Here is a 17,580-nt window from a genome sequence, read left to right as displayed (position 1 = left end):
TAAGCCATGCAACTGCGTCCGATACTATCCAGCTTGCAACACCATAAAGTCACTGTTGCTCTGTTGATATTGCAAGTTGCACTGACCTGCGCCATTGAGTGCAATATTGGATTCATCATGGTCAATTCCGTCGATAGAATCACGCGGATCAGCGGCGTGGCCGAGGACGAATTGTCGCTGATTGATAGTAGAGACATTGGCTCAGACCAGAACAATCATGCACAACAAGTTGCTGACCTGACGGCACTTCGAACCATTCCAGGTGTAATTGCCGCGGCTGCGGTTGATTCGCTGCCGTTAGGCGGTGATGAATCGACCTATGGCATTTGTTCAAGTAAGGAGGATTTAGCCCGTGTAATGGCAGCCAGATCGTTCGAGCACATTCCGGGCTGTGTACAGCCCTCAGAATATGACGGCTCTCCCGATGAAATTAAAGCACTTGGCTTGCAGCTTATCGCCGGCCGTGATTTTTCATCCGAAGAATACTTCACCGACGGCAACGCTCCCACACTGATCATGAGTCGCAGCCTCGCCGAGCGCTTGTATCCGAGACAAAACGCGTTGGGGCGCATCGTATATACAGGAGCCGGCAACCCGATACGCGTCGTCGGCATCGTCGACACGCTGCTTCGACCGCGATTGCGCGAACCCAAGGTCGATCAGTTCGCCATGCTATGGCCGCAGTGGCCAGGGAATGATGGAGTAACTTATCTCCTTCGCAGCCAAGCGCAAGATCGCGAACGCGTGCTCAAAGCAGCAGTTGGTGCGCTGATGAGGATCAATCCCAATCGTATTATTCCGTCTACCGGTATCCGTACATTTGCTCAGATGCGCAGCCAATATTTCCAGCATGATATGACCATGATCAGCCTGTTACTCACCTGCGGCTTTGCTTTACTTTTTGTCACCGCACTTGGCATTGCCGGTTTAGCAAATTTCTGGGTACAGCAGCGCAAACGGCACATAGGCATCCGTCGGGCCATCGGGGCAACACGGGGAGACATACTTTGCTATTTTCAGACTGAAAATTTCCTGGTGGTGACATTTGGAGTCATTCCCGGCATGTTGCTTGCCTATGCGTTGAACACTCTTTTAATGCGGCATTACGAGCTATCGCGGCTACCTCTTTACTACCTTCCGCTTGGAGCGGTTATTTTGTGGCTTTTGGGTCAACTGGCGGTGTTGGGCCCCGCACTTCGCGCCGCCGCCGTGCCGCCTATTGCAGCAACACGTCTAATGGACTAGATGCAACTTCAAAATGGCTTTTGAACAACAAGATTGCCTGAGATACCTATATCCCGACCGATCTGTCGACATGATGCAACTCGTACGGCGAGGCGCGCTACTTGACCTGTCACAACGAGTCATCAATGCCGACTCAGTGCGACTCCATAAGTAGACACCACGTTTAGCCAGACCACACAGACCGAAAGAGCAATGCTCATAGTGGCAGTGGGCACCGCGCCATTTGTCGTCCAAATTAACTCGTAAGTCCCTATGAAGTTCTTATTGCACTCCGTGGAGCAGGCATTCAGCGAATAGTGTACTCAGCGCTTCTGCCAGAAGGATTTGCGACTTCTTTTAGATGCGTCCCGTTGCGGCGTGGTGATTGATGACTCGTGATTGGGATCGGGGGCCAGTTTTCGCCAGCCGTGTCGCGCGAGCGCTCGGTAGAATGTCGATAACGCGATTGGTCGCCCAAGTGCCTTTTCGTAGGTAGCCTTAACCCTCGAAATAACGATGACCCCGTCGCAGGCGGCGTTGCCCAGCACCTCATCAAGGAGTCGAGCCTCTCGCTCCAAAGATATAATTGCACGATTGCGTAATTCAGCTTTTCGCTTTCGCAATGGTGCCCTGCCCGCACTTCTCTGTGGGCACTGATTTCGCAACTTGTAGGTAAGACTCACCGAGCGGCCGATCGCCATTGCGGTCTGCTCCAAACTTAGCCCAAGCTCAAGCGACAGCAGGCTAGCCTGAGCTTGTCGTAATTCATCGGCGGTCCTCGCGCTGGCCACTTGCTCACGTGCCCAGGTCAAATCCGTTTTCCCTCTCGCAGTACGTGCCATCGTATGCTTCCCTAAGGGTAATTCCAGCCATTCGAATTTGGACAGCCCAATGCGTTGGCGTCTTATAAGCAACAGGAGAGACAAACTCTCCGAAACGACAACTATTACTCTGCCCTGTCCATAGATATCCTCCCCTGCAAAGCAACCTTCGAGCGCACGCGCACATCATCGTTAATAAACAGCGGTGAACCTTCAGGCAAACGAATTACCGCCCACTGGCGCAAAAGAAGGCCACGCCTTTGAGCACATCCATGACTTCAGATATAAGGTGCCACACAGACCAACTTCGACGCATGTCCACGTCAGCATGCATGATGTCCTTTACCTTAGACATCAACAACAGCTTCATTTGCCAAACATCACTTCGGTGCCAAGGAAGCCGGCATTTTTTTGGTAACGCACTGTCGCTGCCGAGCGTAGCAAATCATCGAATGAGTGAAATCATAACGCGGAATATTCCGCATGCGATCATGCGTCCGCTTATTATCCACTTTGACCCGCAGAAAACTTGCAGCAAACCTACTGTTTCCATGAGGCCGCATCGCACATTCCTGGTGCATTTGCCGCTTAAAGATCGACGGCCGATTTGGTGCCATCACAAAATCATTACGACCGAAGGTACATCGCCTGTAAACGCTATTCCGACGAGCAGGCCATTGTCAATATATATTGCATATTAATGCTGTCGCAAAACTTACGTATATATTGCAGGATGATAAATGCTTTCCACTCGACGTCACATCTTCTTTAATTGAAATCGCGATAGTGGATATTAACTCGTCACAACATGCGCGTTGCCATCACCCGCTGCATCACCTGCCGCATCGCCAATGGCTTGAGCGGCTTGTACAACACTACGGCTCCTGCATCGAACAGACGCTGACGTAATTCGCCATCACGATCGGCGGTCAGCACAACCGCTTGAATGTCGGGATGTTCATGGCGCAATGCATCGAGTACTTCCAGCCCTGTCTGTCCGCGATCGAGATGGTAATCAAGCACGCATAGATCCGGACGCCATGGCGCCGCTAATGCATGATCGGCGTGAGAAGCGGCATGCACCTCCCATCCCCAGCTATCGAGCAAGGCACCCAGTGCAGCAAGCGCTGCGGGCTCGTTATCCAGAATCAGCGCACGTCCCGACGGGATGGGGCGCACATCGGCCGCGGTCGGAGCCGCCGTGTGATAGGCCGACGTGGCACGCGGTATGTCGATGTAAAAAACGCTTCCGCGTCCGATCCATGAACGCAAACCAAGCGGATGTTCCAGTAGAGCTGCAACACGCTGGGCAATCGATAACCCCAGACCAAGCCCCTGCCCGCCTGCCGCACTGCCTCGTCGAAACTCCTCGAAGATCAGATCGCGTTCGTCTTCCGGAATGCCGGGACCGGAATCCCACACTTCCAGACGTAATCCCGTTGCAAGACGCCGCACACCCAGCAACACGCGTCCACGCTCGCTGTAGCGCAAGGCATTGGACAGAAAGTTCTGCAGCACGCGACGCAACAACAATGGATCGGAATGCACCCAGGCACGGCTGTCGACCACGCTGAGCCGGACACCCATATCGCTGGCCAATGCGCGAAACTCCGCGGCCAACGGCTCGAACACTTCCGCCAGCGGAAAATCGCGCGGCTGCGGATGCAAGCGGCCGCCTTCCAGGCGTGCAATATCCAGCAAGCCTGCAAGCAATCCTTCCGTCGCGGCCAGTGAATCGTTGAGATGGCGCACATGAGCCGCGTCATAGCCACGCTCGGCCAGCGCGTACGCAAACAGCTGCGCCGCATGCAACGGCTGCATCAAGTCATGGCTGACCGCGGCCAGGAAGTGGCTCTTTGCCTGGTTGGCGCGATGCGCTTGCGCGCTCGCCTCTGCCAGTTCTCGCGTGCGCTCGGCCACGCGAACTTCGAGCGTTTCATTGGCCAGGGTCAGTTCGTTTTCGGTTTCGCGGAAGGCTGTCACGTCGGTAAACGTCGCCACAAAACCGCCGCCCGGCATGGGATGGCCACGGATCTCCACCACGGTGCCGTCCGGAAAGCGCCGTTCGGACCACAACTCGCTGCCAGCACGCATGTGTGCAAGCCGCCGGCGTACGCGTGCTTCGACCTCACCCGGACCAATGATGCCCGCGGCGATATTGCGTCGAATCAGATCCGCCACCGGTCTGCCGACCTGCAACAGCTCCGCGGGGTAACCGAACAGCGTGGCGTAACGGCGGTTCCACGCCACCAGCCGCAATTCGCTATCGACGACGCAAATGCCTTGGCTCATGTTTTCCAGAGCCGCTTCGAGCACGCGTTGGCTGAAGTGCAGATCCTGCGCAGCCTCGCCGACAATGGCAGCCACAGTATCGAACTCCGCACGCCCTTGCCGATGCACCACTTCCAACAGCAAGCGTGCGGAGGCCGCGCCGATCACCGCGGCCAATTCGTGCTCCACTTCGGCAGTGCGCGCGTTGCCAGCGGGACGTTGCGCATCGGCTCCGGCGAAAAGACGCTCGACACGCTCCTGCGGTAGAAAGCGTTCCGCCAAGGCACGCAGTTCCGCCACGCTCACGTTGCCGACGCCCGCCGTCCAACGTCGGCGACCGTAACGCGTATTCGCTACGGCCAACATAGTCAGCACATTCACGACCAGGCTCATGATCACCGCGCGCCCGAGGCGGCTCCAGTCGTCCAGCCCCATAAAGCCATCGGGCGTCAGCCAGCGCCAGCCAAACGGCCCGTGTTGCAACCACGACGGCAACGGCGACACACCTGCGGGCAACAACACGTAGAGCCAGACCACGCTGCCAACCGCTAAACCCCACACCACAGCACGCGGCCCCAGTTGCGGCCGATACACAGCCGCCAACAGCGCAGGCGCAAGTCCAGCCAGCGCTGAGAACGAAATCGCACCGATGTCGGCCAGCGCATCGTTACGCGCCAGCAAGCGGCTGTACGCCCAGGCCAACAGAATCACCGCCAGAATCGCTGCGCGGCGCTGGTTCAACACTTCGCCACGCAGATCACCGCGCTCGTCGCGCCCCCAGCCGGCACGCACGCGCAAGGGTGCAATGAAGTGATTGACCACCATCAGGCTTAACGCGAGCGTCGCCACCACCACCATGCTGGTCGCCGCACTCAAGCCGCCGAGGAACGCTACCAGCGCGAGTCCGTGCTGATTGCGTGCCAAGGGCAACGCCAACACATAAAGATCCGAAGGTACGCCACTGGGCGCCAGCCACGCGTCGCCCATCTTCGCCAGCGGCAGGATCGGCAGCGCGATGAGCAGCATGTACAACGGAAACAGCCAACGCGCCGTACGCACATGCGAGCTGTCCCGGCATTCCACTACGCCTGCATGAAACTGGTGCGGCAAGGTAAACATCGCCAGGGCGCCGAGCAGAATCAATGCGGGAAAGCCACTGCTGTCATGTGGCGGCGGTGAACCAATCGCAGCGCCGACCGGCAATGGCGTAAACAGCAGTGTGCCCAGTGCGAGCATCGCGCCCAGCTTGAACAACGACTCGAACGCCATCGCCAGCACCAGGCCACGGTTGTGCGCCATCGCTGAAGCACGGCGTGTGCCGAACAGCATGGCGAACAGAGCCATCAACAAGGCCACGTACAAAGCGCTATCGTGCCAGGGCGCAGATTCCGCCAGTTCGCCACGGCGTAGCAAGGTGTAGCTCATCGCTACCGCTTTCAGCTGCAAGGCGATATACGGCACGATGCCCACCAGCACCACCGCCGTTACCAGTGCGGCCAGTCCTGCATGCCGACCCAAACGCACCACGATCAAGTCGGCAATCGAGCCTGCGTTGTATTCCCGTGCAAGTTGCACCAAGCGGCGCAATACAGACACCGCGAATACGTACATCAGGATCGCCCCGACAAACGTCGGTGGCAGCCACCATCCGGAACGGCTGGCCTGCGTGACCGTACCGTAGAACGTCCACGACGTGCAGTGGATCGCCAGCGACAGCGCGTAGATGATGGCCCAGCGCTTTTCGAACAGGTGTGGGTGGCGTTCGCCAGTCAGTGCTACGCCGAAGAGCAAGCCGAGCCAGATAAGTGCGGCGGTTGCGATGAGGCCGGTGCTTAGCACGGTGTGATCCGCCACATGTCACGTGCGAGCCACCATAGGGCACCGGATCCCAGCGTTCGCTGGGATGACGGCCTGGTGGTTTCAGGACAGGTCAATGGCGTATGGGTAAGCCCAATGCTTTCACCGCACCAACCACCCACGCCGGCTGCACGCCTTGCCGCGTGTCGTAGTTGCTGCCCGAATATCCCCACCAATCCCAACATGCCTGCGGATTCAAAGGCGCGAAGCTCGCTCGCGTCTGAGGATACAGGATGGCGACGTCGTAGACGTCCGCCCAGCGATTGAATCCGGCGTCCTTCACAAACGCCTGTCCCACCGCGTCCGCGTTCTGCTTGCAGCCGTGGAAGGCCACCATCAGTCCGCACCGCTTGCCAGCTGCGCAATCGGGTGGCACGTAGAGGTAACCGGTCGAGGCAAGCAACGCGTCCTTGCCGCCCTGACGCAAAGCGTCCTGATCGAAACGCCGTAATTCGCCCTGCGCGTCCGCTGCCGCGGCATGGGCTGGTGGCCCAAACAGTTGGGCGAAGATCGCCCCTGCCGCGTCGAAACCGCAATGTCCCAGGTAAGGTGAAACGGACTTGCCGCAATCGTCGCCATGCGCCGCCAACGGCAGGTTGTGGCCAAAGGCACGCTGACCATCGTCGGTGACTTGCAAGTCCGATAAGCCCGGCTCGCTGCGCAACGCTTGATAGAAATGCGCGGCAGCTTCGGCAACCACCGGGGCTACTACCGTATCGGCACTGCCATGCAGCAGATAGACGCGGCCATGCGCCAGATCCTTCAATGATCCGTTCTCCCCCGACGATGCACGCTGCTTTGCCACATTCAGCAGTGCCGCCGCATCGGGAGCGGGCTCACCCTTCATGCAAGTACTCAACGCCACCTGCAATTTGTTTTCCGCGCAGCCGTAAGGACCGCCCGCCACAAGTGCAGCGTTGGGGAAGATGTCGGGGTAGGCGATCTGCATCTGGGTCGCCATGTAGGCACCCGATGAGAGACCGGCAACAGCGACACGTGCAGGGTCGAGTTTTAGATGAGGCAACGGTTGCACGGCATCGTCCGCGCTCGACGCGGCACTTATCAGCAGTAAGCCCATGCATAACGTATTTATCCAACGCATGGTCGCATTCCTTTTCAACGGGCATAAGAGCATAAATCTCACGAATCAGAACGTGTACTTGGCCGACAGCGTCACCATCCGCGGCGGCCCATAGAAGCCGGTAACGATGCCCAGCGCCGCAATGTTGTACCCAGTCGTGCGATACGACTTGTTACCCAGGTTGGTACCTTGGAGACTGATCGACCACGGTTGATCGATCTGCCAGATCAGGCCAGCATTGATCAATCCATACGATCCCTGCTTGATCAACGGTGACAACGTCGTTTCCGGCCACACCGACGTCTGATACTGATAATTCAGGCGCGCGCTCAAGTCACCGTAAGCCGCCAATGGGAAGGTACGCTGCAAGGTCAAGCCACCCGCCCATTTTGGCGCATTGGTGAAATACTGCGTATTGGCGATATTGACGCCTTCGCTGTAGAACTCCGTGTACTTGGCGTGCAAGTAGGCGAAGTTGCCGCTGAAGGTCCAGTTCTGCGAGGGATACCAGGCGAATTCTTCTTCCAGCCCATCGATATGGCCCTTGCCCGCATTGGTGAAGTCACCGAAAAATCCCTGGCTGCCATTCGGCTCGGTGTAGGAGGTAAATACCGACAGTTGGATGTTCGAGTAGATGTTGTGGAACAGCGCCGTATTTAACATCAGGCTGTTGTCGAAAAAGCTCATCTTGCTGCCGAGCTCGTACGACTTCACGTTCTCGTCCTCGATGGGCTTGCATGAGGAAGGAATGACCGCACAGTTGGCGCGAATGTTGTAGCCGCCGGAGTGGAAGCCTTCGCTATAGCTCGCATACAGCTTTATATCATCGCTAAGACTGTAATCCAGGGATGCCTTGGGCGATACATTGTGCGAAGCGTGCGATCCGGTGAAATCCGCCAGCACACCAATCGGCACGGTAAACGTGGCATTGGAATATTCGTAATTCTGGATGACTGCGGTCTTGGTCTCATCGGTGTAGCGCGCGCCGACATCCAGGCTCCAGTCGGGGCTGATGTCCCAGGTGAAATCACCGTATCCGGCATAGCTGCGCGTACCCATGCTGCCACCGGTGGTGCCGTACTCGGACAGGCCCAGCAGACTGTACGGTGGCGAGCCCAGGAACACATTCTGGATTTCACCTGAGGCCGAGCCATTGAAGTAGTACACCCCCATTACGCCGTGCACCACACCGCCTGCATCGTAGTTGGCCTGGATTTCCTCGGTGAATTGATGATCCTTGTAAACCGCACCGACGTCGGCCACCGCGACGGGCAAGGTATCGAAGTCGATATTGCTGTCCGTGTTAGAGCTGCGATAGGCACTGACCGATTTCAGTGTCCAGTCCTGGCTGACGATCCAGTTCAGAGTCAGCGCTGCGCCCTTCATGCGCGTCCAGTTGAGCTGGGGCATGTCGCTGCGCGTGTCGTAGTCGCTGGATAGTGGCTGGTATTGTGGATAGAAGCTGTTGGCGACCAGCATCTTCGCGCCGCGCGGGTTGGAATTGTCGTGCATGCCGTCAATTTCCAACTGCGCATTGAAGTTACTGGTCGGAAAGAATCCCAGCGTACCGCGCGCTGCATTGGTGTTCTTGTTGCCATTGCGACTGCCGTTGAGCAGATCGGTGCCAAAGCCGTTGTTATGCTCGCTGGCTACCGCGATACGCCCACGCCACACGCCATCCGCTGATGCGCCGCCAAGTGCAGCCTTGACGTCCTTCTCGCCGTGCGTGCCCGTGGTGACATCCACCGAACCTTCTGTCTTGGTCGGCAACGGTTTGGAGACATATTTAATGGCACCACCAATGGTGTTCTTGCCGTACAGCGAGCCTTGCGGTCCACGCAACACCTCGATGCGATCGACATCGAACACATCAAGCAGCGTGCCTTGCGGGCGCGCCAAGTACACATCATCCAGATAGATGCCAACAGCCGGGTCGAAACCCCAGGTCGGGTCAGCCTGTCCCATGCCGCGGATATACGCAGTCAGGGTGGTGTTGGAGCCGCGCGCGGCATAGATCTGCAGATCCGGCACCTTGCCCTGCAGATCGGCAAGGTTCTGCACGTTCTGGTTGTACAGCGACTGATTGGTGAAGGCGCTGACTGCAATCGGTACGTCCTGAAGGGTCTCTTCGCGCTTACGCGCCGTCACAGTGACCTGATCGAGTTTCTTGGCTTGCGTCGGGCTGGCTGTGCCCTGGGTGGTCTGGGGTGCATCGCCGGTGGTTCCTGCCGAATTGCTGCCGCTGGTTTGCTGCGCATACAGCGGTACGGCACCGGCCAACCCCACGGCCAAGCCTATCGCCAGACTTAAATGGCTACGCTTCATGTTTCCCCTCACAGTGCGTGCACCCACCCACGGATGCCCATGCTGTGCAGGATAGGCATCGCACTACAAGCCGACACTTGTACTTTCGTACAGTGCCGTGATGCACGGGGCTGCAAGGATACTCATGACGCGTCGCGTGACCTTTTCTTGAAGGCGCGAGTATCTGCACATTCCGACGATGATCGGCCCTGCCTCACCGTCATTCCGGCCTGCGCCGGAATGACGGTGAGGGTGACGAAACGTCTACACGAATATGTCGATATCTGAGCTCTGTTCAAGACAGGAAGCGCGCGCTGTCTCTCTGTGTCGCACAGTTACTTAAAAGGATTGAGGCAATGGCCTTTCTGATCGTGCTGGCAGCATTGTGCTTTTTGATGCTGGCGGCGTACCGCGGCTACAGCGTGATTCTATTCGCGCCCATCGCCGCACTCGCCGCCGTGCTGCTTACCGACCCGATGCTCGTCGCCCCGATGTTCACTGGCCTGTTCATGGACAAGATGGTCGGCTTCCTCAAGCTGTACTTTCCGGTGTTCATGCTTGGCGCGGTATTCGGCAAGCTGATCGAGCTCTCAGGTTTTTCCAAGGCGATCGTCGCCTCCACCATTGGCCTGGTCGGGCGCAGCCGCGCGATGCTGTCCATCGTGCTGGTCTGTGCGCTGCTGACTTATGGTGGTGTATCGCTGTTTGTGGTGGTGTTCGCGGTATATCCCTTCGCAGTGGAACTGTTCCGCGAATCGAATATTCCCAAACGACTGATACCCGGCACCATTGCACTTGGCGCATTCACGTTCACGATGGATTCGCTGCCCGGCACACCGCAAATCCAGAACATCATTCCTACATCGTTTTTCGGCACCACCGCGTGGGCCGCGCCCTGGCTGGGCACGCTCGGTGCGCTATTCATTCTGATCGTCGGCTTGCTTTACCTGGAATCGCGCCGACGCAAAGCCCTCGCCAACGGAGAGGGTTACGGCGACAGCCTCGTCAACGAGCCCGCGCCGTTCGAGGGCGGCAAGCTGGCACATCCCCTCATCGCCGTGCTTCCGCTGGTGCTCGTCGGCTTGACCAATCTGTTGTTCACTCACTGGATTCCACATCTCTACGGCAGCACGCAGTCTTTCATTCCCGCCGTGGTCGGCAATCAGCCTCCGGTGGTACAGGAGGTCTCCAAGATCGCTGCCATCTGGGCGGTGGAAGGTGCATTGCTGCTGGGTATTGTTTGTGTACTGATATTCGCGTGGCGGCCGGTGTCCCGGCATTTCGCGGAAGGCAGCAAAGCAGCCGTCTCCGGAGCCTTGCTAGCGTCGATGAACACGGCATCCGAATACGGCTTCGGCGCGGTGATCGCCGCCCTGCCCGGTTTTCGCACCGTTGCCGATGCCTTGCACGCCGTGCCCAATCCCTTGATCAACGAAGCAGTCTCGGTGACGTCATTAGCGGGCATTACAGGCTCCGCATCAGGCGGCATGAGCATTGCCCTGGGAGCGATGGCGGATACGTTCATCCATAACGCCAAGGCGGCTGGCATTCCGATGGAGGTATTGCATCGTGTTGCGGCGATGGCTTCCGGGGGGATGGATACGTTGCCGCATAACGGGGCGGTGATTACGTTGCTGGCGGTGACGGGGCTGACGCACCGGCAGTCTTATCGGGATATTTTTGCGGTGACGGTGATTAAGACGGTGGCGGTGTTTGTGGTGATCGGGGTGTTTTATTTGACTGGGTTGGTTTGAGGTCTGTGTGTCGCCAGGTGATCTCGTAGGCTGGGTTAGCGCTGTGCAATCCCCCATCGCAAAATTGGTACATGTCGTGAATTGACGCATTGCCTGCGGCGCTTTCGGTCCTGAAGGACCGAGTCACTTTCTCTTGCGTGCCCAAGAGAAAGTAACCAAAGAGAAGGGCACCCCGAGGGAGCGCTTGGCAGTGCCTGCCAAGTACGTGAAGGGGCGATGGGGTTTTTCGACAGCACGTCCATGTGCTGACGAAAAACAAGCCGGCGTCCTGCCGGCTTCCCTTCGGGCTGATCCACCGCCCCTTCACCGCTCCCCAGGGGACCCGGAAAAGCAATGCGCTACGCGCACTCGGTGCCGGTGCAGAGCACCGGTAAAGGCGTGTGGTTCTCCGCGCAGATCTTCTTCGTGGGGCGTTACAGCGTGCAAGCTTTTCCTGCGCTTCGCGCTGGCGAGGCGTGTGCGCTAGCGCTGCTTTTGGTGGGTCCCCTGGGGAGCGATGAAGGGTGGGAGGATCAGGCCCCGTCAGGGGCATGGGCATGGATGCCCATGCCTTTTCGCCAGGGCAGGAGCCCTGTCGAAAAGCCCCTGCCACCCTTCATGCACCTGGCGCCAGCCAAGCGCTCCCTCGGGGTGCCCTTTTCTTTTGGTTACTTTTCTTTGGGCACGCAAAGAAAAGTGACTCGGGTGCCTACGGCGCTCGAAAGCGCCGCAGGCAATGTTCAATCCACAAAATGCAGCAATAACGGCCTCAACCTCTGAACCACCCCAAACTTCAAGCAAGCTGTCACATAACCCCGTATAATCCAAAGGTTAACCCTTACCGAAACCTGCGCGGCGGCCTCACGGCTGGCCCAAGCCCCCTACCCATGTCCATCGAAAACCTGCGCAATATCGCCATCGTCGCCCACGTCGACCATGGCAAAACCACCCTCGTCGACCAGCTCCTGAAGCAGTCGGGCACCCTGTCCGAGCGCACCGTGCTGGCCGAACGCGTGATGGACAGCAATGACCAGGAAAAGGAACGCGGCATCACCATCCTGGCCAAGAACACCGCCATCACCTGGCAGGGCAACCGCATCAACATCGTCGATACCCCAGGCCACGCCGACTTCGGTGGTGAGGTGGAGCGTGTGTTGTCGATGGTCGATACCGTGCTGATTCTCGTCGATGCGATGGACGGCCCGATGCCGCAGACCCGCTTCGTGACGCAGAAGGCCTTCGCGATGGGCTTCAAGCCGATCGTGGTGATCAACAAGATCGACCGTCCTGGCTCCCGTCCGGAATGGGTGGTGGAACAGGTGTGGGATCTGTTCGATCGCCTCGGCGCCACGCCGGAACAGATGGATTTCCCGATCGTCTACGCCTCGGCGCTGAACGGTTACGCCTCGCTCGACGAAAATGCCCGTGAAGGCGACATGACCCCGCTGTACCAGGCCATCATGGATCACGCGCCGAAGCCGGAGGTCGACCCCAACGGTCCGTTCCAGATGCGCATCAGCCAGCTGGACTACAACAACTTTGTGGGCGTGATCGGTATCGGCCGCATCCAGCGTGGCACGCTGAAGAAGAACATGCCGGTGTCGGTGATCGACCGCCATGGCAAAAAGCGCCAGGGTAAGGTGCTGCAGGTACTCGGCTTCCTTGGCCTGGAGCGCATCGAGCAGGATTCGGCCGAAGCGGGCGACATCGTCGCCATCTCCGGCATCCAGGAGCTGACCATCTCCGACACCGTCTGCGCGCTGGACACCCCGGAAGCGCTGCCGGCGCTCACGGTCGACGAGCCGACGATCAGCATGACCTTCCAGGTGAACAACTCGCCGTTCGCCGGTAACAAGGATCTCTCGGGCGGCAAGTTCCTCACCAGCCGCCAGCTGAAGGATCGCCTGGACCGCGAGCAGGTGCACAACGTGGCGCTGCGCGTCGAGCAAGGTTCCGACGCCGACAAGTTCCTGGTGTCGGGCCGCGGCGAACTGCATTTGTCGGTGCTGATCGAGAACATGCGTCGCGAAGGCTATGAATTGGCCGTGTCGCGTCCGGAAGTGATCATCAAGGATATCGATGGCCAGAAGATGGAGCCGATCGAACAGCTGGTGGTCGACGTCGAAGAAATTCACCAAGGTCCGGTGATGGAGCGCCTCGGCATCCGCAAGGGCCAGCTGAAGAACATGGAACCGGACGGCAAGGGTCGCGTGCGCCTGGAGTACATGATCCCGGCACGTGGCCTGATCGGTTTCCAAAACCAGTTCAAGACCCTCACCCAGGGTTCGGGCCTGCTGTTCCACGTCTTCGACCATTACGGCCCGAAGGAAGAAGGCCAGATCGCCAAGCGCCTCAACGGTGTGATGATCGCCAACGCCGCCGGCACCACGCCCGCTTACTCGCTGGGGCCGCTGCAGGAACGCGGCAAGCTGTTCGCCGCCGAAGGCGACTCGGTCTATGAAGGCCAGCTGGTGGGCATCCACGCGAAGGACAACGACCTTACCGTCAACGCCATCAAGCCCAAGCCGCTGACCAACATGCGTGCCTCGGGCAAGGACGATGCGATCCAGCTCACCCCTGCCACCAAGTTCTCGCTGGAGCAGGCTCTGGACTTCATCGACGACGATGAGTTGGTTGAAGTCACACCGAAGGAAATCCGTCTGCGCAAGAAGCATCTGACGGAGAACGATCGCAAGAAGGCGTCGCGCAGCGCGTGATCACTTTCATGTGACGGAACGAAAGGCCACCGCAAGGTGGCCTTTCGCTTTTCTCCTTCTCCCCTATGGGGAGAAGGCCGGGATGAGGGGCGAGTCTTGCCATAGCGCTTGTTTGTGAAACAGCTCCCATGCAACAACTTCGCAAGATTGACCCCTCACCCTAGCCCTCTCCCCAGAGGGGAGAGGGAACAACAGCGCAAGCGTTGACAGCTATTCGCCTACCCCTCAGCATCACGAACGCATTTGCGATGGGGACGTCCGCTCTTTCCACTCATGATCAGTCCGTTTAAACGTCTAAACCGTCGTAAGATTTTATCGTGCCTGCTACTTGCCGCGTTGCCGCTGGCATCGCACGCCGACGATGCGCCGCTGTTCGTACCGCAATGGCTGGGCGCGCAATACACGTTTGTAGATCAGAATCAGTCGCGTGTGCATTCGCCTTACAGTGGCCCGTTGAGCCTGAGTCCGAATGGATCGACGGCGCGCTCGCATACCTTCGGCGGGTATTTCGGCGTACAGCTGCCAGCGCATTTGCAGTTCTATCTCGATGTGGAAATGTTCAAGGGCGAAGGTGTCAGCAATGCCACCGGCCTGGCCGGCCTGACCAACGGCGACATCATCCGCTCCGGCGTCGCCAATCTCGGCAAGGGACCGTACATCGCGCGCAGCTATCTGCGCTGGACCGTGCCACTGGGCGACGAAACCCAGGCCGTCGAACGCGGTCAGGATCAACTGCCAGGCAACGAAGCCACCAAACATATCGAAGTCAAGGTTGGCCTGATGGCGGTCAACGACGATTTCGACAAGAATCGCTACGCCAATTCCACACGCACGCAGTTCATGAACTGGTCGCTGTGGAACAACACTACGTGGGACTTCGCCGCGGACACGCGCGGTTATACCTATGGCGTGATGCTGGGCTGGATCATGAACGGCTGGAGTTTGCGCTACGGCATCTATCGCATGCCCTATGAAGCCAATGGCCAGCGTCTGATCTCCTCGCTAAGCGAATCGAATGGCCAGCAGATCGAATTGACGCTGCAACCAAATCCCGATGGCTGGGCGCTGCGTTTCCTTGGTTTTGACAACAAGGGCAACATGGGCATTTACCAGCAAGCCATCGATATCGCTGAAGCTACCGGCCAGGCACCGGATATCCACGCCGACGACGCACCCGGCCGGCACAAGTTCGGTTTTGGCATCAATGGCGAACTGCCGGTGGCCGATAATGGTGATACCGGCTTTTTCATGCGTACCGGCTGGAACGACGGCCACACCGAATCCTTCATCTTTACCGAAGTCGACCGCTTGCTGAGCGGCGGTTTTCAACTGTCCGGCGTGCACTGGGACCGTCCGGACGATCGCCTGGGCGTAGGTATCGCGATCGACGGCCTTTCACGCATCCATGCCGACTATCTGCAGATGGGTGGCGATGGCTTCCTGCTCGGCGACGGCACGTTGCGCTACGGACCGGAGCAGATTGCCGAGGTGTACTACAACATCGCAGTGATCCATCACCTCACCATCAGCCCGGATCTGCAGTTCATCCGCAATCCTGGCTACAACCGCGATCGCGGCCCCGCGCGCTTTGCGGGGTTGCGTGCGCATGTCGAGTTCTGATCGAGGGCATCGCGCAGCGTCGAAAGCCTGAAACCATGGGCATTCAATGAATGCCCATCCATTTCCGGGTCAGCCTTGCAAGCGATCACTGCAGCTAATCGGCGTTGCGCTCACGCGGTGCATGTCGAACACCAGCAATTCGTTACGCCCGTGCGCCAGCCACGAGGCCGGGCAATACAGCCGCTGCTGCGGACCGATACGCCAATAGCGGCCGAGCAACTGGCCATTCACCCACAGATAGCCTTTATCCCAGGCACTCATGTCGATATAGCAATCGCCAAGCTTATCCAGCTCGATGATCGCCTTGAAAAACATGCCGGGACGGATCGATGACGTTGCCGTCATCGGCGGCAAACCGGTGACATAGGCTTCATCCAGCGGGAAGGGAAACGCCTGCCAGTCCTTCAATTCCTCGCCATCCAGCGTAACGGCGCCGACGATGCCCTTGAAGTCGTACATGGCTTGGCCAAAATTCACATGGCCAAAGCTGTCGACCAGGATATCCAGTATCGCGCCCGCGCCATTGGCCGGAGGCGGAACGTCCACATGCTGCATCGCATGCAAGCCAGGCTTCTCAACGCGCGACAGATAATCCAGATACTTGCCCTCACTGAACACCGTGCCGTAGTCACGCAAGCCTTCGATATGCAGCATGCCGCCCGTGGAAAGGGTCTTGCGGTAGATCACCATGCCGTGATCCTGCGCGAACAGCATCTCGTTGGGATTGGGCTTTTCCACCTGTCTTGCCGGCATCGGCAGGTTGTCCCAGATGCAGGCGAAGGGCTTGGCGTATACCTCATCGAAATGAACCGTGGGTGGTGCGGCCGGAGGCGCCGGGAGGGCATGCGGCACATGCGCAGCCATCAGTTTGCGGAAGGCGTGGTAATCGGCCGTGGCTTCGCCACGCTCGTTGATGGGCGCGCCATAGTCATAACTGGTGATCACCGGCTCGAAGCCGGAATAATCGTTATGCGCATTGCCGCCAGCGGTGAAACCAAAATTGGTGCCGCCATGCACCACATACATGTTGAACGAACGTCCTTCAGCCAGCAGCTTGCGCAACGTGCCCGTAAAGTTGCCGCGCGCGAAATCCAGATCGCCCCAATGCGTGATCCAACCTGGATAGCCCTCGCCCTGCCACACCGGCGCCTCACCGGCGATCAGCTGGGCCGCTGCGAAATCCGTATCACCGTCCAGACCCAACGCAGCCCCTGGCACATAGGTGTGTGTTTTCTGGATTTCCGCCAGGCCATCGGCGATCGAGAACGGCCCTTCGATGCCGCGCTGCTGCCACATCGCGCGCAGGCGTAGCAGATAATCGAGATCGTGGCCGAATGACGCATACTCGTTTTCGATCTGCACCATCAGAATCGGACCGCCGCGGCTGACCATCAACGGCGCAAGCCGTGGCGCCACGGCATCCATGTAACGCGCCACCGCGTCCATGTAGCGCTTGTCGTCCTTGGTGCGCACGCGGATGGTGGGATCGCGCAGCAAATACGGCGGCAGCCCGCCCATATCCCACTCGCCGCACACATACGGACCAGGACGCAGGTAGACCCACATGCCTTCCTGCTGGCATAGCTGGATAAAGCGCGCAAAATCGCGGCGCCCGGTGGTCAGGTCGAAGATGCCCGGCTCGCTCTCCAGGAAATTCCACATCAGGTAGATCGCGATGGTATTCAACCCCATCGCTTTGGCCATACGGATGCGATGCAGCCAGTATTCGTGCGGAATGCGTGCAGGATGCATTTCGCCGCTGCGGATCTGGAACGGTGTGCCATCGAGCAGGAAATGCTGATGACTGAGTTCGAAGCGGTGATGCTTGCCGTCTGGAATCGGCTCAGTCACCGGAGTCTGCTGGGAAGTTGCCGCATAGACGGCCGGTATCGAAGCTGCAATAGGGGTGAGGACTGCAAATCGGAGGAAGTCGCGTCGTTGCATCGATCCGT

9 protein-coding genes are annotated in these 17,580 nt (G+C 58.7%); 5 read left to right on the top strand and 4 right to left on the bottom strand.

Annotation, left to right across the window (positions count from 1 at the left end):
- Positions 1–6: 6 nt before the first annotated feature.
- Positions 7–1,245: an ABC transporter permease gene (locus ISN74_RS05985; RefSeq protein WP_188798330.1), complete on the top strand. Its 1,239-nt coding sequence runs from the start codon at positions 7–9 to the stop codon at positions 1,243–1,245.
- A 1,601-nt stretch (positions 1,246–2,846) separates the two neighbouring features.
- Here the strand turns inward: ISN74_RS05985 and ISN74_RS05980 are convergent.
- From ISN74_RS05980 to ISN74_RS05970, 3 genes are all read right to left on the bottom strand, one after another.
- Positions 2,847–6,155 carry a hybrid sensor histidine kinase/response regulator gene (locus ISN74_RS05980; protein WP_188798326.1) on the bottom strand — a complete coding sequence of 1,103 codons (3,309 nt, stop codon included), beginning with the start codon at positions 6,153–6,155 and terminating at the stop codon, positions 2,847–2,849.
- A gap of 91 nt (positions 6,156–6,246) precedes the next feature.
- On the bottom strand, positions 6,247–7,275 hold the full coding sequence (locus ISN74_RS05975) for an extracellular catalytic domain type 2 short-chain-length polyhydroxyalkanoate depolymerase (protein WP_188798324.1): 1,029 nt from the start codon (positions 7,273–7,275) through the stop codon (positions 6,247–6,249).
- Positions 7,276–7,320: 45 nt separating this feature from the next.
- On the bottom strand, positions 7,321–9,579 hold the full coding sequence (locus tag ISN74_RS05970; RefSeq protein ID WP_188798322.1) for a TonB-dependent receptor: 2,259 nt from the start codon (positions 9,577–9,579) through the stop codon (positions 7,321–7,323).
- A 335-nt stretch (positions 9,580–9,914) separates the two neighbouring features.
- On the opposite strand from ISN74_RS05970, the gene ISN74_RS05965 reads away from it, so the two are divergent.
- From ISN74_RS05965 to ISN74_RS05950, 4 genes are all read left to right on the top strand, one after another.
- Positions 9,915–11,312 carry a GntP family permease gene (locus ISN74_RS05965; RefSeq protein WP_188798320.1) on the top strand — a complete coding sequence of 466 codons (1,398 nt, stop codon included), beginning with the start codon at positions 9,915–9,917 and terminating at the stop codon, positions 11,310–11,312.
- Positions 11,313–11,645: 333 nt separating this feature from the next.
- On the top strand, positions 11,646–12,071 hold the full coding sequence (locus ISN74_RS05960) for a hypothetical protein (protein WP_188798318.1): 426 nt from the start codon (positions 11,646–11,648) through the stop codon (positions 12,069–12,071).
- Positions 12,072–12,178: 107 nt separating this feature from the next.
- Positions 12,179–14,008, top strand: a complete 1,830-nt coding sequence (gene typA, locus ISN74_RS05955; protein WP_188798316.1) for a translational GTPase TypA — start codon at positions 12,179–12,181, stop codon at positions 14,006–14,008.
- Positions 14,009–14,281: 273 nt separating this feature from the next.
- On the top strand, positions 14,282–15,628 hold the full coding sequence (locus ISN74_RS05950; RefSeq protein ID WP_188798314.1) for a carbohydrate porin: 1,347 nt from the start codon (positions 14,282–14,284) through the stop codon (positions 15,626–15,628).
- Between the two features lie 69 nt (positions 15,629–15,697).
- On the opposite strand, the gene ISN74_RS05945 is transcribed toward ISN74_RS05950, so the two are convergent.
- Positions 15,698–17,479 carry a beta-galactosidase gene (locus ISN74_RS05945; RefSeq protein WP_229679034.1) on the bottom strand — a complete coding sequence of 594 codons (1,782 nt, stop codon included), beginning with the start codon at positions 17,477–17,479 and terminating at the stop codon, positions 15,698–15,700.
- Positions 17,480–17,580 lie beyond the last annotated feature (101 nt).

It is taken from the genome of Dyella caseinilytica, assembly GCF_016865235.1.
Taxonomy (GTDB): Bacteria; Pseudomonadota; Gammaproteobacteria; order Xanthomonadales; family Rhodanobacteraceae; genus Dyella_B; species Dyella_B caseinilytica.
Note: the sequence above shows the minus strand (reverse complement) of the source record. Positions and strands in the feature narration are given on the sequence as shown.